General features: G+C 36.7%; 24 protein-coding genes. 7 read left to right on the forward strand and 17 right to left on the reverse strand.

The features are described 5' to 3' along the window. Positions 1 to 71: 71 nt before the first annotated feature. The 3 genes from C9J31_RS12075 (at position 72) to C9J31_RS12085 (ending at position 3394) form a co-directional block, all read left to right on the forward strand. Positions 72 to 1559, forward strand: coding sequence for a circularly permuted type 2 ATP-grasp protein (locus C9J31_RS12075; RefSeq protein WP_107950478.1), 1488 nt, complete (start codon positions 72 to 74; stop codon positions 1557 to 1559). After that, positions 1513 to 2478: an alpha-E domain-containing protein gene (locus C9J31_RS12080; protein WP_107926004.1), complete on the forward strand. Its 966-nt coding sequence runs from the start codon at positions 1513 to 1515 to the stop codon at positions 2476 to 2478. Before C9J31_RS12075 ends, C9J31_RS12080 begins: the two co-directional genes overlap by 47 nt. Before the next feature lie 61 nt (positions 2479 to 2539). Beyond that, positions 2540 to 3394, forward strand: coding sequence for a transglutaminase family protein (locus tag C9J31_RS12085; protein ID WP_107950477.1), 855 nt, complete (start codon positions 2540 to 2542; stop codon positions 3392 to 3394). A 51-nt stretch (positions 3395 to 3445) separates the two neighbouring features. On the opposite strand, the gene C9J31_RS12090 is transcribed toward C9J31_RS12085, so the two are convergent. Next, entirely contained in the window at positions 3446 to 4321 is an 876-nt protein-coding gene (locus C9J31_RS12090) for a tyrosine-type recombinase/integrase (RefSeq protein ID WP_107950476.1), read from the reverse strand. 367 nt (positions 4322 to 4688) lie between these two features. Between C9J31_RS12090 and C9J31_RS12095 the strand changes: the two genes are divergently transcribed. Then, positions 4689 to 5483 (forward strand): enoyl-CoA hydratase/isomerase family protein, encoded by a 795-nt coding sequence (locus tag C9J31_RS12095; protein ID WP_107925998.1) that lies wholly within the window; start codon positions 4689 to 4691, stop codon positions 5481 to 5483. 46 nt (positions 5484 to 5529) lie between these two features. Here C9J31_RS12095 and C9J31_RS12100 read toward each other — a convergent pair whose 3' ends face one another. Next, positions 5530 to 6342 carry a hypothetical protein gene (locus C9J31_RS12100; protein WP_107925996.1) on the reverse strand — a complete coding sequence of 271 codons (813 nt, stop codon included), beginning with the start codon at positions 6340 to 6342 and terminating at the stop codon, positions 5530 to 5532. A 244-nt stretch (positions 6343 to 6586) separates the two neighbouring features. On the opposite strand from C9J31_RS12100, the gene C9J31_RS12105 reads away from it, so the two are divergent. Continuing rightward, on the forward strand, positions 6587 to 7762 hold the full coding sequence (locus C9J31_RS12105) for an aminotransferase class I/II-fold pyridoxal phosphate-dependent enzyme (RefSeq protein WP_107950475.1): 1176 nt from the start codon (positions 6587 to 6589) through the stop codon (positions 7760 to 7762). A 185-nt stretch (positions 7763 to 7947) separates the two neighbouring features. Continuing rightward, the gene (locus tag C9J31_RS12110) at positions 7948 to 8652 is read left to right on the forward strand and encodes an MBL fold metallo-hydrolase (protein ID WP_107950536.1); all 705 of its coding nucleotides are present in this window, start codon (positions 7948 to 7950) and stop codon (positions 8650 to 8652) included. 155 nt (positions 8653 to 8807) lie between these two features. Here the strand turns inward: C9J31_RS12110 and C9J31_RS12115 are convergent, their stop codons facing one another. Both C9J31_RS12115 and C9J31_RS12120 read right to left on the reverse strand, forming a co-directional pair. Then, the gene (locus tag C9J31_RS12115) at positions 8808 to 10007 is read right to left on the reverse strand and encodes an AI-2E family transporter (RefSeq protein ID WP_107925992.1); all 1200 of its coding nucleotides are present in this window, start codon (positions 10005 to 10007) and stop codon (positions 8808 to 8810) included. 64 nt (positions 10008 to 10071) lie between these two features. Further along, positions 10072 to 11022, reverse strand: a complete 951-nt coding sequence (locus C9J31_RS12120; RefSeq protein ID WP_107950474.1) for an LCP family protein — start codon at positions 11020 to 11022, stop codon at positions 10072 to 10074. Positions 11023 to 11194: 172 nt separating this feature from the next. Between C9J31_RS12120 and msrA the strand changes: the two genes are divergently transcribed. Continuing rightward, complete coding sequence (msrA, locus tag C9J31_RS12125; RefSeq protein WP_107925988.1) at positions 11195 to 11716, forward strand: peptide-methionine (S)-S-oxide reductase MsrA; 522 nt, start codon at positions 11195 to 11197, stop codon at positions 11714 to 11716. Between the two features lie 375 nt (positions 11717 to 12091). Here msrA and recQ read toward each other — a convergent pair whose 3' ends face one another. The 13 genes from recQ to C9J31_RS12190 all read right to left on the reverse strand — a co-directional run bounded on the left by recQ (position 12092) and on the right by C9J31_RS12190 (position 22503). Then, positions 12092 to 13861, reverse strand: a complete 1770-nt coding sequence (gene recQ, locus C9J31_RS12130) for a DNA helicase RecQ (protein ID WP_107950473.1) — start codon at positions 13859 to 13861, stop codon at positions 12092 to 12094. 9 nt (positions 13862 to 13870) lie between these two features. Then, a complete protein-coding gene (locus tag C9J31_RS12135; RefSeq protein WP_107950472.1) occupies positions 13871 to 15022 on the reverse strand; it encodes a TcaA NTF2-like domain-containing protein in 1152 nt (383 codons plus the stop codon). A gap of 198 nt (positions 15023 to 15220) precedes the next feature. After that, the gene (locus C9J31_RS12140; protein WP_107950471.1) at positions 15221 to 16402 is read right to left on the reverse strand and encodes an MFS transporter; all 1182 of its coding nucleotides are present in this window, start codon (positions 16400 to 16402) and stop codon (positions 15221 to 15223) included. A gap of 336 nt (positions 16403 to 16738) precedes the next feature. Then, positions 16739 to 17518: a GNAT family N-acetyltransferase gene (locus C9J31_RS12145; RefSeq protein WP_107950535.1), complete on the reverse strand. Its 780-nt coding sequence runs from the start codon at positions 17516 to 17518 to the stop codon at positions 16739 to 16741. Between the two features lie 832 nt (positions 17519 to 18350). Further along, positions 18351 to 18500: a hypothetical protein gene (locus tag C9J31_RS12150; RefSeq protein ID WP_193767108.1), complete on the reverse strand. Its 150-nt coding sequence runs from the start codon at positions 18498 to 18500 to the stop codon at positions 18351 to 18353. Positions 18501 to 18536: 36 nt separating this feature from the next. Continuing rightward, entirely contained in the window at positions 18537 to 18929 is a 393-nt protein-coding gene (locus tag C9J31_RS12155; protein WP_107950470.1) for a hypothetical protein, read from the reverse strand. Between the two features lie 79 nt (positions 18930 to 19008). Further along, complete coding sequence (locus C9J31_RS12160; protein ID WP_107950469.1) at positions 19009 to 19236, reverse strand: hypothetical protein; 228 nt, start codon at positions 19234 to 19236, stop codon at positions 19009 to 19011. A 174-nt stretch (positions 19237 to 19410) separates the two neighbouring features. Continuing rightward, positions 19411 to 19623, reverse strand: coding sequence for a hypothetical protein (locus C9J31_RS12165; protein ID WP_107950468.1), 213 nt, complete (start codon positions 19621 to 19623; stop codon positions 19411 to 19413). A 180-nt stretch (positions 19624 to 19803) separates the two neighbouring features. Next, positions 19804 to 20001, reverse strand: a complete 198-nt coding sequence (locus tag C9J31_RS12170; RefSeq protein ID WP_107950467.1) for a hypothetical protein — start codon at positions 19999 to 20001, stop codon at positions 19804 to 19806. Positions 20002 to 20164: 163 nt separating this feature from the next. Continuing rightward, complete coding sequence (locus C9J31_RS12175; protein WP_193767107.1) at positions 20165 to 21175, reverse strand: Ig-like domain-containing protein; 1011 nt, start codon at positions 21173 to 21175, stop codon at positions 20165 to 20167. 136 nt (positions 21176 to 21311) lie between these two features. Beyond that, entirely contained in the window at positions 21312 to 21980 is a 669-nt protein-coding gene (locus C9J31_RS12180; protein WP_107950465.1) for a M15 family metallopeptidase, read from the reverse strand. Then, positions 21977 to 22237 carry a phage holin gene (locus tag C9J31_RS12185; protein WP_107950464.1) on the reverse strand — a complete coding sequence of 87 codons (261 nt, stop codon included), beginning with the start codon at positions 22235 to 22237 and terminating at the stop codon, positions 21977 to 21979. The genes C9J31_RS12180 and C9J31_RS12185 overlap by 4 nt, the downstream gene beginning before the upstream one ends. Positions 22238 to 22242: 5 nt before the next feature. Then, positions 22243 to 22503, reverse strand: coding sequence for a hypothetical protein (locus tag C9J31_RS12190; RefSeq protein WP_107950463.1), 261 nt, complete (start codon positions 22501 to 22503; stop codon positions 22243 to 22245). Positions 22504 to 22552: the final 49 nt, after the last annotated feature.

Genomic DNA, 22552 nt, shown 5'->3' on the forward strand with positions numbered 1-22552 from the left:
AGCTCCTTTTATGTATTTCTTACTAGTGTAACATGTTTTCACTACTACTTAAATTTGGAGGCGATTCACCTATGAAATTGTACGAATCCGGTTTGTTTTTTGATGAAATGCTAGATGGAAATCAACCCAAACCACACTACCGGTCCTTCCATCGTAAGTTAGGCGCATTTTCAAAAGAACAGCTAGAAGAAAAAAATCAACAAGCCCAATCGAGCTTCCTAAGACAAGGTATTACATTTACTGTATATGGTGCACAGGGTGGAACGGAGCGAACAATGCCCTTCGATTTTGTTCCAATTATCATTCCTAATAAGCAATGGGCAGTGATTGAAGCGGGTATGAAACAACGTGTCGAAGCCTTGAATTGTTTTTTACATGATGTCTATCATGAACAGATTATTATACAAGATGGTGTCATTCCGAAATGGCTTGTAAAAAGCAATCCATATTATTTAAAAGAAATAGTAGGTGTACAAATACCGATTGATAATCATATTTTTTTAGCAGGTATTGATCTAATTCGCGATGAAAATGGTGTGTACCGTGTGTTAGAAGATAATTTACGTAATCCCTCAGGCATGTCGTATGTATTCCAAAATCGTCATGTAATGAAGGAAGTGTATCCAGAATTTTTCTCAAAGCATACAATCCTTTCACTCGAAAGACAGATGGCGTTTATGAAAAAGGCACTCCTTGCACATCGTCCACGTAAACTAGATGCCAGTGCTGATCCTAAAGCTGTCTTATTAACAGCAGGCATGTATAATTCAGCCTATTATGATCATGTCTTTTTAGCACAGCAGCTGAATATTCCGCTTGTAGAAGGGCGAGATTTGATTGTACAGGGTGACATGGTGTATATGAAGACAATTTATGGGCTAGAGCAAGTAGATATTATTTATCGCCGAATTGATGATGATTTTTTAGACCCAACAGTATTTCGCGAGGATTCTTTATTAGGTGTAGCGAATATTATGGCTGCTTATAAGGCAGGAAATGTTGCGATTTTAAATGCTGTAGGAAATGGCGTAGCGGATGATAAGGCCATCTATGTTTATGTGCCCGATATGATTCGTTACTATTTAAAAGAGGAACCAATTTTAGAAAATGTGGTAACATATCTTTTACATGATGATGAGCAACGTGCATGGGTACTCGATCATTTACACGAACTTGTTGTAAAAAATGTCAGTGCTTCTGGTGGTTATGATATGCTTATCGGACCACATGCTAGTGACGAGGACATAGCGCTTTTCCGGCAGAAAATTTTAGAAAATCCTCATCAATACATTGCTCAACCAACTATTCAATTGTCACGTGCCCCTGCTTATCAGGATGGGCGATTTTATCCTTGTCATGTCGATTTACGTGTGTACGTCATGAAGGGTGATGACATTTATGTACTACCTGGAGGTTTATCACGTGTTGCCTTAAAAGAAGGATCATTAGTTGTCAATTCTTCACAAGGTGGAGGAGCAAAAGATACGTGGATATTAAAGGAGGAAATACAGCATGCTAAGTCGAGTAGCAGATGCACTATACTGGATGGCAAGATATAGCGAACGAACAGAAACGAACGCACATATATTACAAGTACAGCTGTTGAATATGTTGGAGCAATCTGGGAAGGAAAATGAATATATCGATCATTGGGAAGCCATATTAGATATTTGTGCGTCAAAAGAAGAATTTATGTCGTATTATGAATCCAGACGTGTCAATCCACTTATTGAATATCTATTATTTTCCGAAAAAAATAGTAATGCCCTCCTTGCAACCTTGCGTGCAATTCGAGAAAATGCACGCATAACACGTGATAGTATCCCTATCGAGCTTTGGGAATTGCAGAACTCTTTCTATTTATATTTACAGCAGGAAATTATTGAACGTGAAAAACCTTTTCCACTCATATCGCTTAACTATTTTTTACAAAATGTGCGCAAGACATCCTTGACTGTAACAGGGTTAATTGAAGGGTCCATGGATCGGGATTTACCGTTTTATTTTATGCAAGTCGGAAAATGGATGGAACGGGCGGAAAAAACGATTCGTATGGCATTAATTATGCTAGAGCAACAAAAACAGATGGCAAGTTCCATACAAGAAGCGGACGGAGCGTTTCTGTTAGATTTATCGAAAGCGACAGAATCTTATTTAAGAAAGCATCGCCAAACGAACTTGGCTTGTGTCATTCAATATCTATTACATGATGAACATTTTCCAAGCTCAGTAATGTTTTGTTTCAATAAACTAGAAGAGGCCTTTATGCATATTGAAAAAGACCATCTATCTGCTCGATTTTTAGCAGTCAACAATCCGTTAAAAGCTTTACTAGTAGCAATGATTAATATAGACGTATTGACAATCACATTAGAAGAAGCTATTTTTTCAATGGAGGAAAGATTGTGGCAATGTATCGATTTTAGTCATACATTTGCAACAACTTATCATTTATATGAACCCAGCGCACAATTATGAAAGGAACAACATACAGCTCCCTTTCAACAAGCAAGTCAGTAATGAAAAGGAAGCGGACACTATGAAATTTGAAATTCAGCATACAAATATTTTTCAATATGAGTCTGAAGTCGATCAAAGTTTGAACACAATCCGCTTAAAGCCTAGGAGCGATGAACGACAGCGCTTACTCTCTTATCGTATCACAATTACACCTTCTTCACTCACGCGTGAGCATTTGGACATTTGGGGAAACACTGTCGGAACTTTTTATATCCCAGAGCAACACCAAGAGCTAGAAATTCAAACAACATCTATTGTGAGTATTCAACGAGCGCCATTTATACACCGTATTCAATATTCACCAGAGATGCAAACAATTTTTCATTCTCAACTTTTTTATGAGCATTATTTACCCTATTTAAAGTCAACTAACTTTACCTTTATGACCGAAGTACAGTTAGAGGAAGTTTATCATGCGATTGGTCATGCCGAAAACCCAGTGCTATTTTCCCTTAATTTAATGCAGTATTTATATTCAACATTTGAATATGATGCAGATGCTACAGATGTAACCACAACTGCAAGTCAGGCTTTCATTTTAAAAAGAGGCGTTTGTCAGGATTTCACACATGTCATGCTTGCCGTTTTACGAGCAAAGGGCATTCCCGCACGTTATGTGAGTGGTTATTTATATGTCGATGACAACTCTGCCCTAATCGGCGATATAGCTACACATGCTTGGGTAGAAGTAATGATTCCCGGTATTGGATGGATTGGTTTAGACCCAACAAATAATGTGGAAGTACTAGAAAATCACATCATCTTATGTATTGGGCGAGATTACTCAGATATAAGCCCTGTCGAAGGTGTTTATACAGGCGGTAAACACGAATTATCTGTAAAAGTAAGTGTTAAAGCTTTGAATCACTTGTAAAATAGCGTGCAGCGATTAGTTGAATGATAATGATACTATTTCCTGCACGCACTATTTAAAACGTTCTCCTCTTTCCGTTAATACCCACTTTCGTACATAACCCATTTTTTGTTGAATAATTTCAATTGTTTTTTCACTTTGTAAGGCCTTTTGCATCACTGTATAACGTAAATCAGTTGCTCGGACAGCCGTCCCAATTTCTTTTGAAATTGTTTGGAATATGCGCTCTACAGTCTTTGTTGTGATGGATTTTGTCTGGCTCGCTTCACTCACCCACAGCCATTCCCCAACCTTCTCCTGATGAATTTCTTCGGTTGCTACTTTGTAATGCTGCAACATCTCAATTAGAATATTCGAAAGTTTAATTTCTCTTCGACCGTTATTGTTAGATACATAAATTAGTGAGGCATCTGTAAGTAAATGCGTCCATTTCATGCGCACAAGCTCTGCCGGTTTGCACCCTGTCTCCAGTAACATTTGTACAATACAGCCGTTGCGTCTTGCTAGCCATACATGCTCTTTTGTTTTGGCAAATTGAAAATATGTTGGCCATACATCAACTATCTTTATTAATTGCTCTTTTGACAGTATTTTTAATGCTTCTTTCTCTCTCTTCATTGGTTGTAAAACCAATTGATAATCAAATGGTTCAACCCACTCACGTAAAAATACAAATTCCACAAAACTACGAAGTGTAGCAATTTTATGATTGTACGTATTCACATTCGCATACATTTCCTTCAGATGATTACTATATACAAATAATAATTCTTTAAATTGGTTGTCCAAAAAAAGATAGTTTTCCTTATTTGCAAATGTTAAAAATTGCTGTCCATCCAGATTATATTGCTTTTTTGTTGCTGCACTTTTCTTCAAAGAATTTAATAACAATAAGTAACTTTCCCAAGCATCCCTTAATGCAATCATTTAGCTACCTCCTTATTTGCTGGTGCAGGTAATTATTATTCTATTTTATATTAATTTGAGGTGTGTGTAATGGTTATTTTTCCAAAACTTAGTGTCGGATAATCTGTAACATGATGAACGTCATCGCTTCTAACATGGAAATGCCTCTTTCGTCATAAAGAAACACATGTTCTGAAAATAGTTTCTCACATCTTTTGCTTTATTACAATAGTAAATCTACATCCCACTGTTGTAGTACAATTTCTTGAATTTGCCTCTTTTCTTGTGTAACAGACTAAATTTACATGAAAATTCGTATAATTTAATGTTTATTGCCGTTTGTGTTATATAATAAGGCTATTATCTTAATGTGGGGGGCTTTTCAATTATGCAAGTAAGAACGACACGACTTGAAGCAGAGGATGCTAAAATTATCTATCAGGAAACTGCTGGACTAGCCATTATTACAATCCACCGTCCTCAGGCGAAAAATGCACTAACAGCAAATATGTGGGATCAATTAGCAAAGATTGCACTACAAGTATTGGATAATCCTAAAAATAAAGTGCTCATTTTACGAGGTTCTGGTGAAAACTTCACAGCTGGTTCCGATATTAAAGAATTCAATGCTATCTCGTTGGAAAAAGCGGAAGAAGCATTTGTACATATGGAAAAAACCATCTCAACAATTGAACGATTGCCCATTCCAACAATCGGCGTTATCAATGGGCCTGCAATGGGCGCTGGTTTAGAACTTGCATTAGCCTGTGATATCCGCATCGGTTCTGAAAAAGCAAAATTAGGGATTCCTGTGGGTAAATTAGGAATTACCCTCAATAACAAATTTGCTCAACGCTTAGTCCAGCTTGTTGGTCCATCTACCACGAAGGATTTAGTATTTACAGGACGTATGTTTAAAGCAGAAGAAGCTTTCAAACTTGGGCTCTTAAACTATTTAGTCGCTGAAAAGGACTTAAATAAGTACATGATTCGTATGGGGAAACTTGTCGCTGGTATGTCACCACAATCATTACTCGCCGTCAAACAATCTGTCCAAGAGTGTGTAGATAGTGTGCCAAAGTTATGGCAAGGTTCTACCCCATTTGTAGGTGCTGATTTTTCTGAGGGCTGTGCTGCCTTTGTTGAAAAACGTCAGCCACATTTCAAGCGTCAACCTAAATAAAACCCAGGTACTCTTCTCGCCTCTTGGCAAATAGAGTACCTGGGTTTTACTTTTTCTTTAACACTGCTGACTTAATATGAAGGTGAATGGCATCTAGCTCATAGCCAAAATGCTGATAAAATGATGTTTGCACCGCTTCTTGTAACTGAGACAATCGATCGCGCAATGAATAATCAATAGGCATCTTTAGTTGCAGCGTTATAGCAGCCTTAGCCTGCTCTCCAAGGCTAAATTGCACTTGTTCCACCTTCTGCACAATTTCTTGTTGTGTACAGTTATAAGTAATAAGCTGCACATAAACTTGCTTTTCTATTTCAATATATTGCTGTTGAAAATCAGGCCGAACGATCGTTGTTTCACCAATTTTCTCTCGTTTTGGTGAGAAAATCTCTTTGCCCTTTTGAACTAGTCGTTTAAAGAAATTTTGTTCCACTTGACGATATGGTATAGGCATAACATGTTTGCCTTGCGTTTCTCGGATAAAGCGTGCCTTTTGGATTTCCTTTTGGGAACGGACATCATCCACGTAGTAATACGTACTGATTGGACCAAGCTCTAATCGTTTGGCAATACTTTTCGTCATTTTATCTGACGTCCCAATCAGTAAAATGGATTGAACGTTGTATGTACCAAGTGCTTTTTTTACGTCCTCACAATGTCCATCATCAGAAAAGATAGCGCGTCGGACCGCTGTAATTGTATTTTTCTCAAATTTTGCGGATACGCCCGCTACTTTGACTCCGTTTACAATCAGTAAACCATCATCAATAATAGCCTCTATTCCTACCTTATGAGCAAAAACAAGGGCACTTGTACTTTTTCCTGTTCCACTAGGTCCACTTAACGAACATACTTTCATGTAACTCCCCCCTAACTTTCGCAATATGAGTTGAAGGCCTCAAATAATCCCGCCGTAGAAGCATAGATACTATTTATTTTCTTTTAGTTTACACCAGATTTTAAAATATTTCTTCTAGTCTATGCGTACATCTTCTCCATTACAAAAATATATTCTTTTTTCAGAATAACTTCCCCTTTATGCGCTTTAGTATGATAAAATGTGTACTACTATTCTGTTATACAACTATAAGGAGTGTAGTCGTTTGAAAATCGAACCATCAAAAAAAATGTCATTATTTACACCAGCTATTTTTGGAGATTTAAAAAACTTCGCAAAACAACAACAAGCAAAAGGCATGACTATGATTGATTTAAGTTTAGGTAGCCCTGACCTTCCCCCACATGAAAAAATTCGCGAGCAATTATCATATAGAGCGAATCTAGCAGAGTCATATGGTTACACATTAACAGGCACCCAACGTTTTTATGAGGCAGTTAGTCGCTATTACAAAAGACGTAGCAATGTGGATTTAGACCCCGCTTGTGAAATCATACAAACAATTGGCTCTCAAGAAGGTTTAGTACATTTACCAATGGCCTTTTGTGATCCAGGAGACATCGTTCTTTCAACAAATCCAGCATATGTTGCCTACGATGCTGGAATTCATCTTGCAGGCGCAACACCCTATTACATGCCACAAACAGCTGAAAATAACTTTTTACCGGATTTAGATGCTGTGCCGGAAGAAATTGCGCACAAGGCAAAGCTACTTATTTTAAACTTACCTGGTAACCCAGTTCCTGCAATGCCCTCTTTAGATTATTTTGCAAAAGTGATTGCCTTTGCGAAAAAATATAACGTCATCGTATTACATGATGCTGCTTATTCAGAGTTTTACTTTACAGGAGAAGGTCCGATTAGTTTCCTTTCAGCCCCTGGAGCAAAAGAAGTTGGCATGGAAATTAACTCTCTTTCAAAAAGCTTTAGCTTAGCTGGTACACGTATTGCTTATATCGCGGGGAACGCAGAGATGATTGCCATTATGAAGCAACTTAAATCTAATTTAGATTTCGGTATCTTTGAACCAATTCAAGACGCTGCAGTAGTCGCACTAGATAACGCAGAGGAAATTACCGCAAACTTGCGTGCAACATTCTCTGAGCGTCATAAAACGTTGATGAATGGCTTACGTGGCCTCGGATGGGATGCGGCCCCTTCTAATGGTGGCATGTTTGTCTGGGCAAAATATCCGTACGATATGGATTGCACAGAACTTGCTTTCAAGCTCATTGAACAAGTAGGCGTTGTGACAGTGCCTGGAACAGTATTTGGCTCTGCAGGACAAGGCTATTTACGTTTAGCTTTAGTACAACCTAAAGAAGTACTGCAAGAAGCAGTTGATCGTTTAGCACAAGTACAACTACAGCTGCAACACTAATAACCACTAACGATATAGGGTCTGTTCAATTGTCGATTTTTCAACTTTTGAACAGACCCTTTATTTATTCAATTACTTGTAAACGAGCAAAATTTATTATAAATGTTTATCCAATTGCTATGGTATATAATGATAAGTATTGACTACTGAATCATACAATCGTGTAGGTAGGAGGAAAAACTATGATAAAAATAGAAGAATTGGCTTTACCTTATCACTACAATAACGAAACACACTTTATATACCCTACGTTAATTATTGATAATAATGATTTAACATTAGTAGATACTGGATACCCACAGTTTCTGCCAATGATAGAACAACGAATCATTGCACTCGGTTATAAAATGAACGATCTAAAAAATATTATCATTACACATTATGATGATGATCACATCGGTTCTTTGTTTGATTTTAAAGTCAAATACCCTCACCTTAAAATTATGGCGAGTGCAATTGAAAAAGATGCGATTGAAGGAACCACTAAATCAGAAAGATTACTACAAGCTGAGAAGATGTTAGAAGTATTACCAGATACTCAAAAGGAATTTGGACAAGCATTCATTAAACAATTAACCTGTTTAAAGCATGTGCAAGTCGATACAATCGTAAGCAATGGCGATTGTATTCTCAGTAATGAATGTGTCGTCATATCAACGCCTGGGCATACATCTGGTCATATTTCTCTGCATATTCCCGCATTAAAAACAGTCATTACTGGCGATGCCGCTATTGTAGAAAATAATGAATTGAAAATTGCCAACCCACATTTTTGCTTAGATATTGAAACTGCACAACAATCACTTCACAGCATTAAACACATGGATGTAGAAAGATACTACTGTTATCATGGTGGGAAAATAGAGCGCGCAATAATTACAAATAAATGACTAGACCTATTAAGTAGCCATTAATACAATAAAGTCCTTCCGCACATATTAGTTGGAAGGACTTTATTGTTTTGTAGATATAAAATAATGGCTGATGGCCTTTTGCCTTGTTTTGTTAAAAAACAGTTGCTACAAGTCGTAGCAACTGTTTTAATTCACACATCATATTTTTGCTGTGCCTCATCCTCATAGCGGTTGTAACGCAGTTTAAACAGTCTGAACATATGCTTCACAAAAACTTTTAAGATTGCGTATCCAGGAATCCCTAAAATGACACCTGGGACGCCGAATAACGAACCTGCTGTTAACAAAACGAAAATAATGGAAATTGGATGGATACTTAATGATTTCCCCATAATTTGTGGAGAAATAAATTTCCCTTCAATCAGCTGAACAACAGTCCATACTATCGCTAGTTTAATAAGCATAAATGGCGATGTCACGAGCGCAATAATTGCTGCAGGCGTAATGGCGATAACCGGCCCTAAATACGGTACAACACTGGTAATCATCGCAAGGAAACCAAGTAATAACGCGTAATCCATACCGATAATCAAGAAACCAATCGTTACCATTGCCCCAATACACATAGATACTAAAATTTGACCCTGTATGTATGAACTAATTTGCTTGTCCATATCGTGCAACACTTCATGTAAACCTTTACGCATACGTGGCGGGCAAATCTTTATAATAAATTTCGGTAGGTTTTCGCCATCCTTTAATAAGTAAAATAATATAAATGGTACCGTTACAAGTGATAGAATGATTCCTGTTAAGGTTGATAAAAAGCCTGTAATACCTGTAGCAACACCTTGCGCTAAATTGGCTGCCGTGTCTTTTACCGTTTCAACCATATCAGTTGTGAAATTCGTAACAACTTGCTCATAGTTAAAATTAATATTATCTAAGTATTCATTGATACGTGAATTATTCAAGTAATCCACAATTTTTTGCGTGAGTGCCATAAAATACACAGGGAATTCTTGGGCTAAATTCGTAAATTGTTCCCGCAAGAACGGATACACAAGTACGACGAGTAAAGTAATTACGCCAATAACCCCAATATATAAAATTAAGATGCCCCAAATTCTTGGAATCCGCCAGTTTTCTAAAATGGCTAGTAATGGACGCAATAAATAATATCCGATGACTGCCAGTACTCCTGGTAAAATAACCACTTCAAATAATACTTGAAGGGGGGTAAATATGAAGGAAACTTTATCGAACATAAAAATAACACATGCAAGTAATAATAAAATAAACAATGTAAATAATAAGTTTTTACCACCTAGAAAGCGAATAAATTTCGTCGAAAACAAATTTGACCGCTCTTTCGGTCTTTCTTTTTCCATATAGTCACCCCAATCCAGTTGCTCTCCCTTTATATTACAGGATAATGTTGGCTTTTGCTAAAAATCACTCTAATGAAATACCTAAAAATTCACGTAAAAATTCTTTGTTTTTTTCAACATCAATAACGATGGCTGAACCAGCGTGGCTAAAGTTTTGGAATTCATAGCTTCCTTCGATTGGCACTGTAGCTTTCTCAATCGATACCTTCCCTTTAGAGAGCATTTTCAGAACTTGCTGAATTTCACCAGCTGATGAATAATCTGTTGTTATATAGCCCTGTGCAGCCCCAACGAATTTCGGTAAATTGAGGATGTTTTGAGGCGCTAATATTTCATTTTTCAATGCTTCAATTACTTTCTGCTGACGTGCCACTCGACCGAAGTCCCCTTCAGCATCTTGTCGGAATCGAGCATAGCCGAGTAATTCCTGACCATTTAAATGATGCACACCCTGTGTAAGCGTGACGCCAATTTTTTCGGACATATCCTTTTCTACATCCATTTCAACACCATTTGGCGCTAAAATATCAACGAGTGATTCAAAATTTTTAAAATCGACAAGTGCATAATGATGGATGGGCAAGCCAAACATATTGCTAATCGTTTCCTTTAAAAGTTGGACGCCATCTAAATAGTAGGCTGTGTTTAATTTATAGGACTGATAGCCAGGTATATCCGCATAAATATCCCGCATAAACGACACAAGCTTCACATCATTCGTAGCCTTATTCCAAGATAATACCATCATTGTATCTGTACGTGATTTTTCTTCACCACGAGTATCAATACCTAATAATAAATAGTTTTCAATATCGCCTTTTATTTGATCGCCGCTAAAATCTTCCTGTGCCACCTTTGTATCTGATGCTAATTGTAAGCCGCTTCGATATTGCATAACCGAATATACAGCTATTACAATGACAAACAGTAGCAACAACGTAAAAATGGCGCGCCCTTTCCGTAAACGGCGTTTTTTGGGACGTTGCGAGCGTCTTGTATACTCTTCCTCTTCCATAACTCATTAACTCCTCTAATTTTTATAGTTAATTTAACGATTGATAGTACGTAAAGTTTCATTTTTTATACTACTAACTCGTAAAATCTATCTACCCGTTATTCTACACCTAAATTACCAGTAATGAGTAAAAAAATGCTATACTATTTTCACAAAAGAGAGGATGAGTAAAATGATTGAAAAAGCTACATTTGCTGGCGGTTGTTTTTGGTGTATGGTAAAGCCATTTGTTGAATGGGATGGTATACATAAAGTCACTTCTGGTTATATGGGTGGTCACATAGAAAACCCGACCTATGAAGATGTAAAAAAAGGAACATCCGGCCATTTAGAAGTGGTCGAAATTGAATATGATGCAGCCATTTTTAGCTATGAGCAGTTACTAGATATCTACTGGATGCAAATTGATCCTACCGATGCATATGGTCAATTCCATGACCGCGGTGCTTCTTATGCGACTGCAATTTTTACATATACGGAGGAACAAAAGCACATAGCAATAGCCTCGAAGGAAAAGCTTGCTAAAAGTGGTCGCTTTGATAAACCTATTGTAACCATTATTCGTGATGCTCAACACTTTTATCCAGCGGAAGATTACCATCAGGATTATTATAAAAAAGAACCACAACATTATAAACAAGATCGTACTATCTCTGGACGTGATACATTTATTGAACAACACTGGAAGAAATAATATAGCAGTCTGCAATAGCATATTAGTTTATATGTAAAGCACTATAAGACGCTTGTTGCGAGAGATGTCATGATAGATTCTAGCGGATTTCTTATAAGGTCCCTTTCCACAAACAATGCTAACTATGAACACTGCACAGTGCTCGTTGTTAAAATTGTTATCACGGAGGATGATGTTTAAAACATATAAAAAAACAACTCTTAGAACATGTTGTCAAAGACAGATCATAAATCGCATTAAATAACCACGTATTGTGAACAAAGTCTGCTCAAAATACGTGGTTATCATTTGCTAATACATGTAAGTTTAGTTCATGCCATAACGTTCATACGCAAAAATTGCCGCCCCCTGTGTAAGAGGCGACAATTTTACGACTTATCCGTTACTTTCTGTAAACGACTGTAGTGCCTCAAAGAAACGCTTGCCATATTTCTCAAATTTCACTTCCCCAATACCACTCACATTTCGAAGTCCTTCTAGCTCGGTCGGCTTTTTGTCACATAACTCACGTAAGGTCTTATCAGAGAACACCACAAACGGTGGTACACTTTCCTCGTCAGCAATGTCTTTTCTCAACAATCGTAAATGCTCAAATAATGGATCATTCTCTGCAAGTCTACGTACAGTGACCGCTTCTTTTCGCGTTACCTGATGTTCACCAAGAAGAACGGCTTTGCCTTCATCGGACACATAAATCGTCGGGAACGTGCCATGCTTCACGGCAAGTAATCCCTCTGCAATTAAGAATTCAATAAAATTCGATACTTCCTTTGAAGAATGACCTTTTAATATGCCATATGTGGAAAGCCTAGTAAAACCAAATTCCAAGACTTTTTGATTTTTCGAACCAATTAATACTTGTGCCACCATCGTTTTGCCAAATTTTTGCCCCATCCGCACTACACAAGCTAATACCTTTTGAGCTTCTACTGTAACATCCTTCACTTCACGTCCATCATTACAATTACCGCATCGTCCACACGGCTCACCTGCTAGCTCTCCAAAATACGTCAAAATGGCATTTTGCAAACAACCTTCTGTGTGACAATAATCCACCATAATTTGTAACTTCGCTAATTCTTGGGCAATTCGTGTTTCGTCCTGTGTTTGTTCGATTAAAAAACGTTGCGTCTGTACGTCCCCAGAAGCATAAAGCAAAATACAAGCACTTGGCAAACCGTCACGACCTGCACGACCAGCTTCCTGGTAATAGCTCTCCATATTACGCGGCATTTGATAATGAATGACAAAACGTACATTACTTTTATCAATTCCCATACCAAACGCATTGGTAGCGACCATGATTCGCGCCTCGTCTTTTAAAAAACGTTCTTGCTCAGACATGCGCATGTCTTCAGGTAAGCCCGCATGATATTTAGCGACAGATACACCAGAGCGAGATAACACCTCATACAACCCGTCCACTGCTTTCCTAGTCGCCGCATAAATAATGCCAACTTCATTCCTGTTTTTTTCTATATAATTTTTAATATAACGTTCTTTATTTTCACCAATTAACACTGAAAAAGAAAGGTTTTCACGTGCAAAGCCAGTAATGACCGTCGCACACTCGTCAATATCTAATAATTGTCGAATATCCTCACACACAGCCGGTGTTGCCGTAGCAGTAAGTGCTAGAACAGTTGGCTTTTGAGACCACAATGTAAATAATTTTTGAATGGCACGATAACTTGGTCGAAAATCATGTCCCCACTGGGATATACAATGTGCCTCATCAACAGCAATTAATGGGACATTGAAATGAGACAGTGCCTGTAAAAACGCAGTACTCTCTAGTCGCTCCGGGGCAATATAGAGCAGTTTTAAATAACCTGCACTCGCTAAATGCATCGTCTCATCTACTTCTTGCGCTGATAACGTACTATTAATGTAAGCAGCAGGAATATTGGCTGCGCGTAACGATTCTACCTGATCTTGCATAAGAGAAATAAGCGGTGAAATGACAATTGTAATCCCATCTAACATAAGTGCAGGAATTTGATAGCAAATGGATTTCCCACCGCCCGTTGGCATAACGCAAAGACTTGACTGACCGCTTAGGGCCTGCTCTATAATTTGTGCCTGTCCGATGCGAAATGAATCATAGCCAAAGTGGTGCTGTAGCATTTGTCTTGCTTGCTCCATTCTATTACCTCACTCCTCAGCAGTAAGACGAATCAGCTTATATTCGCCTTGTTCATTTTTAAAAATCTCATATTTCATCAGGGAGTTGGCAAGTGCCTCCTGCCCCGCTGAATTTGTTAGCACATACTCTGTTTTGGCACGTACAACAATATTTTGACCTACCATATCAATGCTTTTAATGGTCGTATTTGAAAAATGGATCTTTGCATTTTTTGATGCATAATAAGCCACCATGCTATCCAGTGTACTTTGTAAATCTTCTGCACCCGTTATATTTTTCATGACGCTTGCATCATTAATTGTGACGGCAGCTTTTAAATGCTCATGAAATGTATCAATAAAAATTTTCACTTCATCAGAGTTGTAGGCAAAAATATTCTTACCATATTTTTCAATCATTTGTTTGACGGCCTCTTTATCTCCTTCTTCAATATAAGGATACAAATTCTTGGATTGTGATAAACGTTCTTTAGCCTTCATCCCATCTGCAATCCATTCATCTAATAACTGTACAATATCTTTAAAAGGCAGTATGTAGGGTTGTGAAACGCCATTGTGCTGACGGTTATAATAAATACCCACGATTTCGCCATTCTGTGCTGCCATTACAGGGCTACCTAATGGTAATTCTTCATCCACATCTACATAATAGGCTGCTATTTTATCGCTATATTTGTTGATTGTGTGTGGTAAACCGTCTACATAAACAGCTAGCTTATTTAATTCACCACTGTAGACAACTGGAACATTGACCGAAGCCTTGTACTTCACTTGTAAAATAGCAATGTTGTGGGCAGTAGACATATAGTAAACGTCAGCCGCAACCAGTTTTTCATTACTAAGTTTTACGAGAGCTGCAGGCTTTGAAGCGACAAGTGCACCATTAGTCACAATATAGAGCATATTTGGCTCCTTTTTCACAATAATACCTGCACCGGTACCGTTCTCGCCAACAACTTTTACCTCTGGTACAATCTTTTGTTCCGAATTACTGACAGCCTTTTCTGTTTTAACCTGTGCCTTTTCTGTTTTAAACATTTCAGCAACCGATTGATCGTCACAGCCTGTTAAAAGCAGACTTGCCGCTCCGAGTATAAGCATCTTTTTTCGCATTCGTTCACCAAAACTTTCTATATAAGCATCTTTCCTCTTTTCTATCATAAACAAGGATTTCAAACGTTTCAAGTTTACATAATAATATTATTAGTGAAATATTTTTTTAATATTATAGCACTCACCAAATAACTATATCTAAACACCTATTAAATCTCTATTTAGGCATACACTTTTATGTACATTTACCTACAAAATTCGCCATATTGGAAAGAAAAGGCATGCTACTTTTTCGCAGCATGCCTTTTAATTATTTTTCTTTAAGATAAAGGTTGTTGTAATAATACCAAGCATTAATACGATAAAAATAACATACGTAAAGGCGTGATTACCTGTCACGTCATAGCAATAGCCAATTAGTATGGGAATGATCGAACTCATCATAAAACCACCTGATAACACCATTGAAGACCAACTATTTGCTTCTTCGTTAGTGCGTGCTTCATCAAGTGGTAGTAATAAGCCAATTGGAAATAAGCCACTTAAAACAATACCGATGATGAATACTGCCACCCATAACATTGCTCCTGTACCTACCCATAATAATATAAAGCCTATTATGCCAAGTGCCCCTAATGCAACTAGCCATGTAATGCGGTTTGGCCACTTCTCCATCAGCATTGGAATAACAATATTACCAATCATTTGAACAATCGACATATATGTTAACATGGAGCTTGCGGCAACAAGTGAAAAGCCTTTATCCTGCAACATTGGCGATAACCAAGACATCATCGAAAAGAATAATGATGTTTGTAAGCCAAAGTACACTAAGATTGTCCATGCACGACGATTTTTCCAAGGATTGCGTGCTGCTCCTTGTGTCATCTCTTCTTGACTCGTCAAATGATCCTGCTTGCTTCGAACAACGAGTAACCAAAAAACGAGTGCTATAACTGCAAGCACTACCCAACTACCAAGCGCAACTGTCCAATGTTGATTAAAACGATTATAAAATGATACTGTCAACGCCGCACTCAATGTTGCACCCGTTCCAATGCCAAAAGAATAAACGCCAACGACTGTCGCAAAGCGCTTCGGGAATTTTTCCTTAATATAGGCGTTTACAATCGGCCCGATAATGGTAATGGCAAAACCAGCCGCAAAGCTTGTGACCACAAGCAGTACATAATTTTCCTCAAGAAACCGCAAGCCATTTGCTAGGGCGACGATTATAATTAGCAGCGCAATGGCAATTTTCGTTCCAAGCTTTTTTTGCAATGGCACAGCAAGTGGTGCAAAGAGCCCCATACAAAACACTGGAATAGAGGTTAATAAACTCATCTGAGTATTCGAAACATGAAGTGATGCTTTCAATATATTGAAAAGTGGTCCAATACCAGTCACCGCAGGGCGCATATTAAGAGCTACTAAAAAAATACTTACAACTACCAAAATCATCGAAAATGTCCATTGCTTGTTTTTCATACTTTATTAAAACCTTTCCTCGTCCAATTCACTACTAGTAAAGCATATTCTAGGAATGAAAACAATTTCAAACCTCAGCTTCCTTTTACTGCAAGAATCAGTCCTTTAGCAGTCGACTACTCTCTAAAAGCGGATTGTTATCTCAAGTTCAAAAAAGGTTCGGTATCATGTATTACATATCTCTAACCAAAAAGCCACACCCGACTGGGATGTGACTGTCATTATCGTTTTATAAAAATTAAGAGCTATATATAATGTATGACGATTTCTGTAAGTGGTAGAAGAGATCTATACGCACTAACATCTCCTACTATACTGAACATCCAACAATCATACTTAGCTGTTATGCGATGGAGAATCACAGGCGTAAGCATAAGCAAGACAACAAAAACCAAACTTTTCGAGAATCGGTCTACTCATCGGACTAGCATCGACAGTAAGATAGCGATAACCTTTTTCAAATGCTTTTTTTGCCCTTGCAGCTAAAAGTGCCGAATAATAGCCCCTACCTCGATAATCAGGCAATGTTGAACCGCCCCATAAACTGACAAAAGATGAATTGTTTTCGGTATACATCCATGCCGCACTAACAAGCTGGTTATCTTCATAAATACCATAAAGATGAAGGGATTCAGGAATTGCTTGCTTGTCACGCCATAATCTTATGCCCATTTCTAAATGTGAAACATGCCAAATGCTATCTTCTAGTTTGACAATATCTTGAATACCTTGTTCATCCGTTATTTCTTTCAACTGGGGATGTGTTGTCGCCAGTAGTAGCGCATGCTGTGCTTCCAACGTTAAAACCATGACCGCTTCAGGATCTTCAATTGTAAAGCCTTGCTGGGCAAGCCTCTCCATTAAATTAGATGGCTTGTCATAACTGTATACCTTCCATTCAAACGCTTGATGGAGTTTTCGAAAATAGGTAAGTTCTTGTTCAATAACTTTTTCCACATTCCCATCCGTTACATTAGAAGAAATAATAAAGCTTTTCTCACCAAACTGGGATATGTGACGTACAACATGTTCCGTTTCTTCTCTTATGTAACCTTCTACCTCTGCATATTGTCTTAGCTCTTTATGAAATTTTGAAATAAGCGCATCTTTTCCCATGTCTCCCCACCGTCCTTCATCTTTCTTTATACCGCTAAAACCAATATAAACCAAATGTTTTTCATATAAAACTTCAACCTTTCTCAACTCATAACTTTAACGCTATCACTCTATTAATTTCCCACCTTTACTACTTTATACCAATAACAGAAAATTGTAATTAGTATATTTTTGATATACGACAAAGCACCCGTTATGCGGAATCTTATTTATGACCCTCTTATTCTTCTGTCATTATTAATTTTTACTGAGACGGCTGAACAAAAAGAATAATCGTGCGATTTACAATGAGAACTTCACTTCCCTAATTACTTTGCATTTTTAAGTATACAGACATGTTTTAAAAGTAATGGAAGCATCGTCTGTGTCTTTATTCAGTCAGCGATTGCAGCTAGTTGGGATAGAATAGCAGGCTAGGCAACAGCTAAAATAACGATAAACGTTGATTTAATAATGTTTATAGACTATGGAACATATTTCATGATATACTAGAGCCATTGTGAAAAAAGGAGGAACTTGCATGATTCAAGTAAGTAATGTAAGTCTTCGCTATGGCGATCGTAAACTATTTGAAGACGTAAATATAAAATTCCAAAACCTTTGTTTACTTCAACCATTTTATGAAGAAATGTAGATAAATCGTAGTTTAAATCTATATTTAAAACGTTTTAGGTATATGAATAAGTAAGAACAAAATTCTATTACCTTCTTATCCCAAACTATACACTACTCACCTATTTTTCATCAAGTACTTAATCGAAATTGAAAAACTGCAATTAAAAAAGAAGCTATCCATAAAGAATAACCTCTTTTCAATGTCATTTAATGTGCTTTAATACAATCTAGCAAACAAATCTAAATTAGGCTCTCCAATATATAAATATGTGCGTCCATCTTTCTCGTATCTTTGTACTTTTGAATTAGGTGGTGCTAATTTTAAACTCCATTCAATAAATTCTTCTTCAGTAATTATTTTCCCCATCAACATCATCCTTCCTTAAACTACATTAAATGAATCTTATAGGTTTTTATTATCTCTTTTCGATTTATAATAATATAGGGACATATTTGCTAATACTTCTTCTAATTTCCTTTTATTTTCCTCTGCTTCTTTTAATTCCTCTTCAGTTGTTGAAAATTCATAAACAATTTCACCCAGACTTAACCCATTTCTAACTTTAATGTCTCCAACTTGTTGTATTTCTTTACTCACCACTGGCATTTCCACTAACCTAATGAAACTTTTAACGGTTCGACCTGTTTCATTTTTTATCTCACTCGCTAAGATTTTAGCAATTATATTTGGATTGGTTGAATTATCATATTCGTTAGGCGACTTATATTCTGTTGTCTTGACTTCGCCTTTTTCTTCGTACGTATAATCACATTTCCAATACGCCTTATCCTCCATTACTTACACCTCTTACAACATTATTCGAGGTAAGACGGATATTACCTTTTAATATGCTCAAATAAATACAAAGTTCTTATTAAATTTTCCCCTGTTCTTTTAAAATTTCATAAATTAACCTAGCAGCCCTATCTATATTTAATTCTCCTGATGTATAGTAGATTGTTCCATGTTTAGATAAATGCGCTCGAAAAACTTGACCATCTTCTTCTGCTTGCTTTTTACATTTTTCGTAAAACCATATTTCAGTTGGATCTGTTAACTCTCTTTCGATATCTGTATTATGAATCTTTATAGTTATACTCATTCATTCATCCATCCTTTTTAATAGATTTAAAAATATCTAATCTATACTATTTATGAGAAAACGAATTAAAGAATGACAACTGAGAATTTATATTATTTTTATGGGCGTGTGAAAAGTGGTCTATCTACTGAATTACCATTACAAACAAAAAAAGAGCATGCCCAAAAGTACACCCTAGTCACTTTCTTCTCTTTCAGTCTTTTTATTGAGATAATTTCGCATTACCTCATTTACTACTTTTCTACATCTCATTATTGCTTCTTCACTTGGTTTATTAACTGCTACAAGAGTACACTCATATTTCCCAATGTCAGCATATATCACCGTTTCTCCTATGCTTACTTCTTTTTCTATACTACGTATTGTTATTGAGTTCTTTTTCCCCATTTAGGCACTCCCCTTCTCTATACGCTCAAATGTTATATATGCGTAATTCTATTAATTTATATTTATTTTCTATGATTTAACCTGTTATTTTTTCCAAAATAAATATTATTAATAGAATTGACTCAAGAAATTAAGTGAAAAATAAGAGGTGAGACAAAAATATCCCACCCTATGTATAGATTACTTTACAAACTTTTCATGATAGCGTTTTAGCATTGTAGCCATTTGTTGACGAGTTAAAACTCCAGAAGGATTCATTGATTTACCGTCATTTTTGACGATTTCTTGTGAAATTGCCCAATTCCATGACTCCTTATGTGACGCATCAACTGCCTTATCTGACTTAATATTAGCTTTATTTTTCAGTTGTTCTTTCACCTTTCCCACTCCTCAATACAGAACATTTGTTTGTGTTTTGTCAAATTAAAAATAATGGAAATAAAAAATGCCTAGGTTCAAAATTAATTGAGTACCTGGGCATTTGTTTGAATAAACTTTATCACAACTAAATCTTTTAAAAGACTAACTGCAAAATACTAAATTATTTATAATCATCAACTGTAAAACTAACAATTTTATCATACATAATGTACTCTGTTCTTGAAACTATATTTCCAATCGTTACATTTAACTTAAATTTATAGTACGGTTTCCCTTGTCCAACTTCACGGCCATCTAACCAATTCATAAACTGATCAATTTCTGATAAAGATAAATCATACTCATGAATATCTTTAGTTGACATTGTAAGTCTTAAAATTGCTCTATTTACGTCAATTTCTGCTTCTTTTACTGTCACCTCTGCTGTAGCTGATAGGTTGCTTCCATCAGTAGTTGCTGCAGTAATTGTCACCTTACCAGCTTTCTTTCCGATTACATTTCCATTACTATCAACTGAAGCAATCTCTGGATCACTACTTGTCCATTGGATTACTTTAGCGCTATCAGGCGTAACAGTTGCTACTAAGGTTTCACTTGAACCTACTGTTAAATCCAGAGTTTCTTTATTCAACTTTAATGAGTCAACAATTATTTCATTTGGATCAAGAAGTTTCCCTGACTCATCTATATCAATAGCATCAATAGAATAAGTTGTAGTCTTAGAATAAATCTCTACTGTATGTCTTCCATATGGCAAATTACTTTTTTCAAATAACAGTATCTGTGATTGGAAACCTTGCGATGACTGTCCTTGATTAAAAGAATATTCTTCACCATCAATTTTAATATAATTGACATGTGCACGAGTGCTATTGGCATCTCCAAGATCAGCGATTAAACGGATTTTAGTCCCTAGAAAAACAAGTTTTGTAGGATCAGTTCCCCCTGTACTGTAAGTTTTATTATACGCTGTTGCATATGTCAATCTACCAGCAGTATCGGGAAATTTTATTAGTGGTTCTCTATCGTCGAATCTCTGCCAACCTGATTCAGGTTCTTTTAATTGTTCTCCAATAGTAGCTGCTTTAGCTTTGTTTCCTTCGATATCTAGAAGTGAGTAACTGAATAATATAGCTATAGTTGCTGATATTATCATTAAAATCTTTTTCATAGTAATCCTCCAAATCAATGTTAATAGGTTTATAATCCTGTTAAAAAATAATACAACAGGTATAATTATCATGTATTTTATTACAAAATTCAACAATTTTTTCATCTAACACAATTAGGTTACCGTTTAATTGTTTTTATTTACTACGTCTTTGCTGAATCGTAATATACAAACCTAACAATCTATCGCTTGTCATGGCACCATTCTGTAAATCCTTCAAATGCGATTCCTGAATAATACCATCCTTAACCGCCTGTGCAATAAAGTTTTCTGTTTCAGTTTTCATAGCTGGTGAACCTGGATTCCAATTTGTATTTGTCACTTTGTTTTCCTCCTTTTTGTCTTCCACAATTAATTGAACTTTATATTTACTGTTGCTTGGTACAATTACTTGTCCTTCTAATTTGTAACCTTTAGGCATTAACCAATTAGCTTTTACTTCAAAATGTGGTCGGTCAATACTGCCTACCCAATCACCACCCCATGTAATGCCTAGCTTTCGTGCAATAGCCCCTACTCGATTCAATGTAGTCACATCATATAAAGATTGTGGAGGACCAACAGCAATGTCCCATGCCAAACGTGATTTATGATTACTGTTTAATGTCCAAGTTACAATCTGCCCTGGTCTAGTTCGACCTTGTGCATAGAGGTATTTCTGCCGTTCCTGAGAGCGATATGTCTCTGTAATGAAGATGTTCTTAATGCCTGCCTTGAAGCACTCCTGAAATAGCAATCGACATGCTGTTTGCGCAGCTGGTAATAGTTCGGCCAAGTCTCGGCATGTAGTCGTTACGCTTGTCATTTTGCATCATCCTTTGGCTTGTCATAATTTAGCGCTTGTGAGCTATCAGATGCCCCCTGTGTTGTTGGGTCCATAATAATACCAAGCAATCCTAAAATGCTTAGCACCGTTTCAGAAAGGGCTGTAACTTGTGCGTTGTAAATCGTAAAATCGACATTAAAAATGCCCGCTATTTGATTAGCGAGCACGATAAGTAATGCAATTAATGACACCCAAAATTGTTTGTGTTGTAGACGTACTTTCCAGTTAATTTTCATTCTGTTTACCCTCCGAAAATTGAATTTTGTAATGCAATAAAAACAATACCGACAACACCACTTATTGCTGCGGCCAAGAAATAACCTTTAATTTTGTCACTGTTCTTCTCCATTTTCTCTACAGATTTTTCAATTTGCTTAACACTTGAAGCAGTATCATAAACAATAGGTTTAACTGCTTTCATATCCTTTTCAAGTTCAACAATTCGTCTCTCGTGGTCTGCGATAGATACAGCTTGTTGAAATTCACTCATTCTTTCACTCAATTTCATCACCTACTTAATAAAAATAGCACTGCTCGGTACAGTGCGTTAC

This window comes from Lysinibacillus parviboronicapiens, assembly GCF_003049605.2.
GTDB classification, from domain to species: domain Bacteria; phylum Bacillota; class Bacilli; order Bacillales_A; family Planococcaceae; genus Lysinibacillus; species Lysinibacillus parviboronicapiens.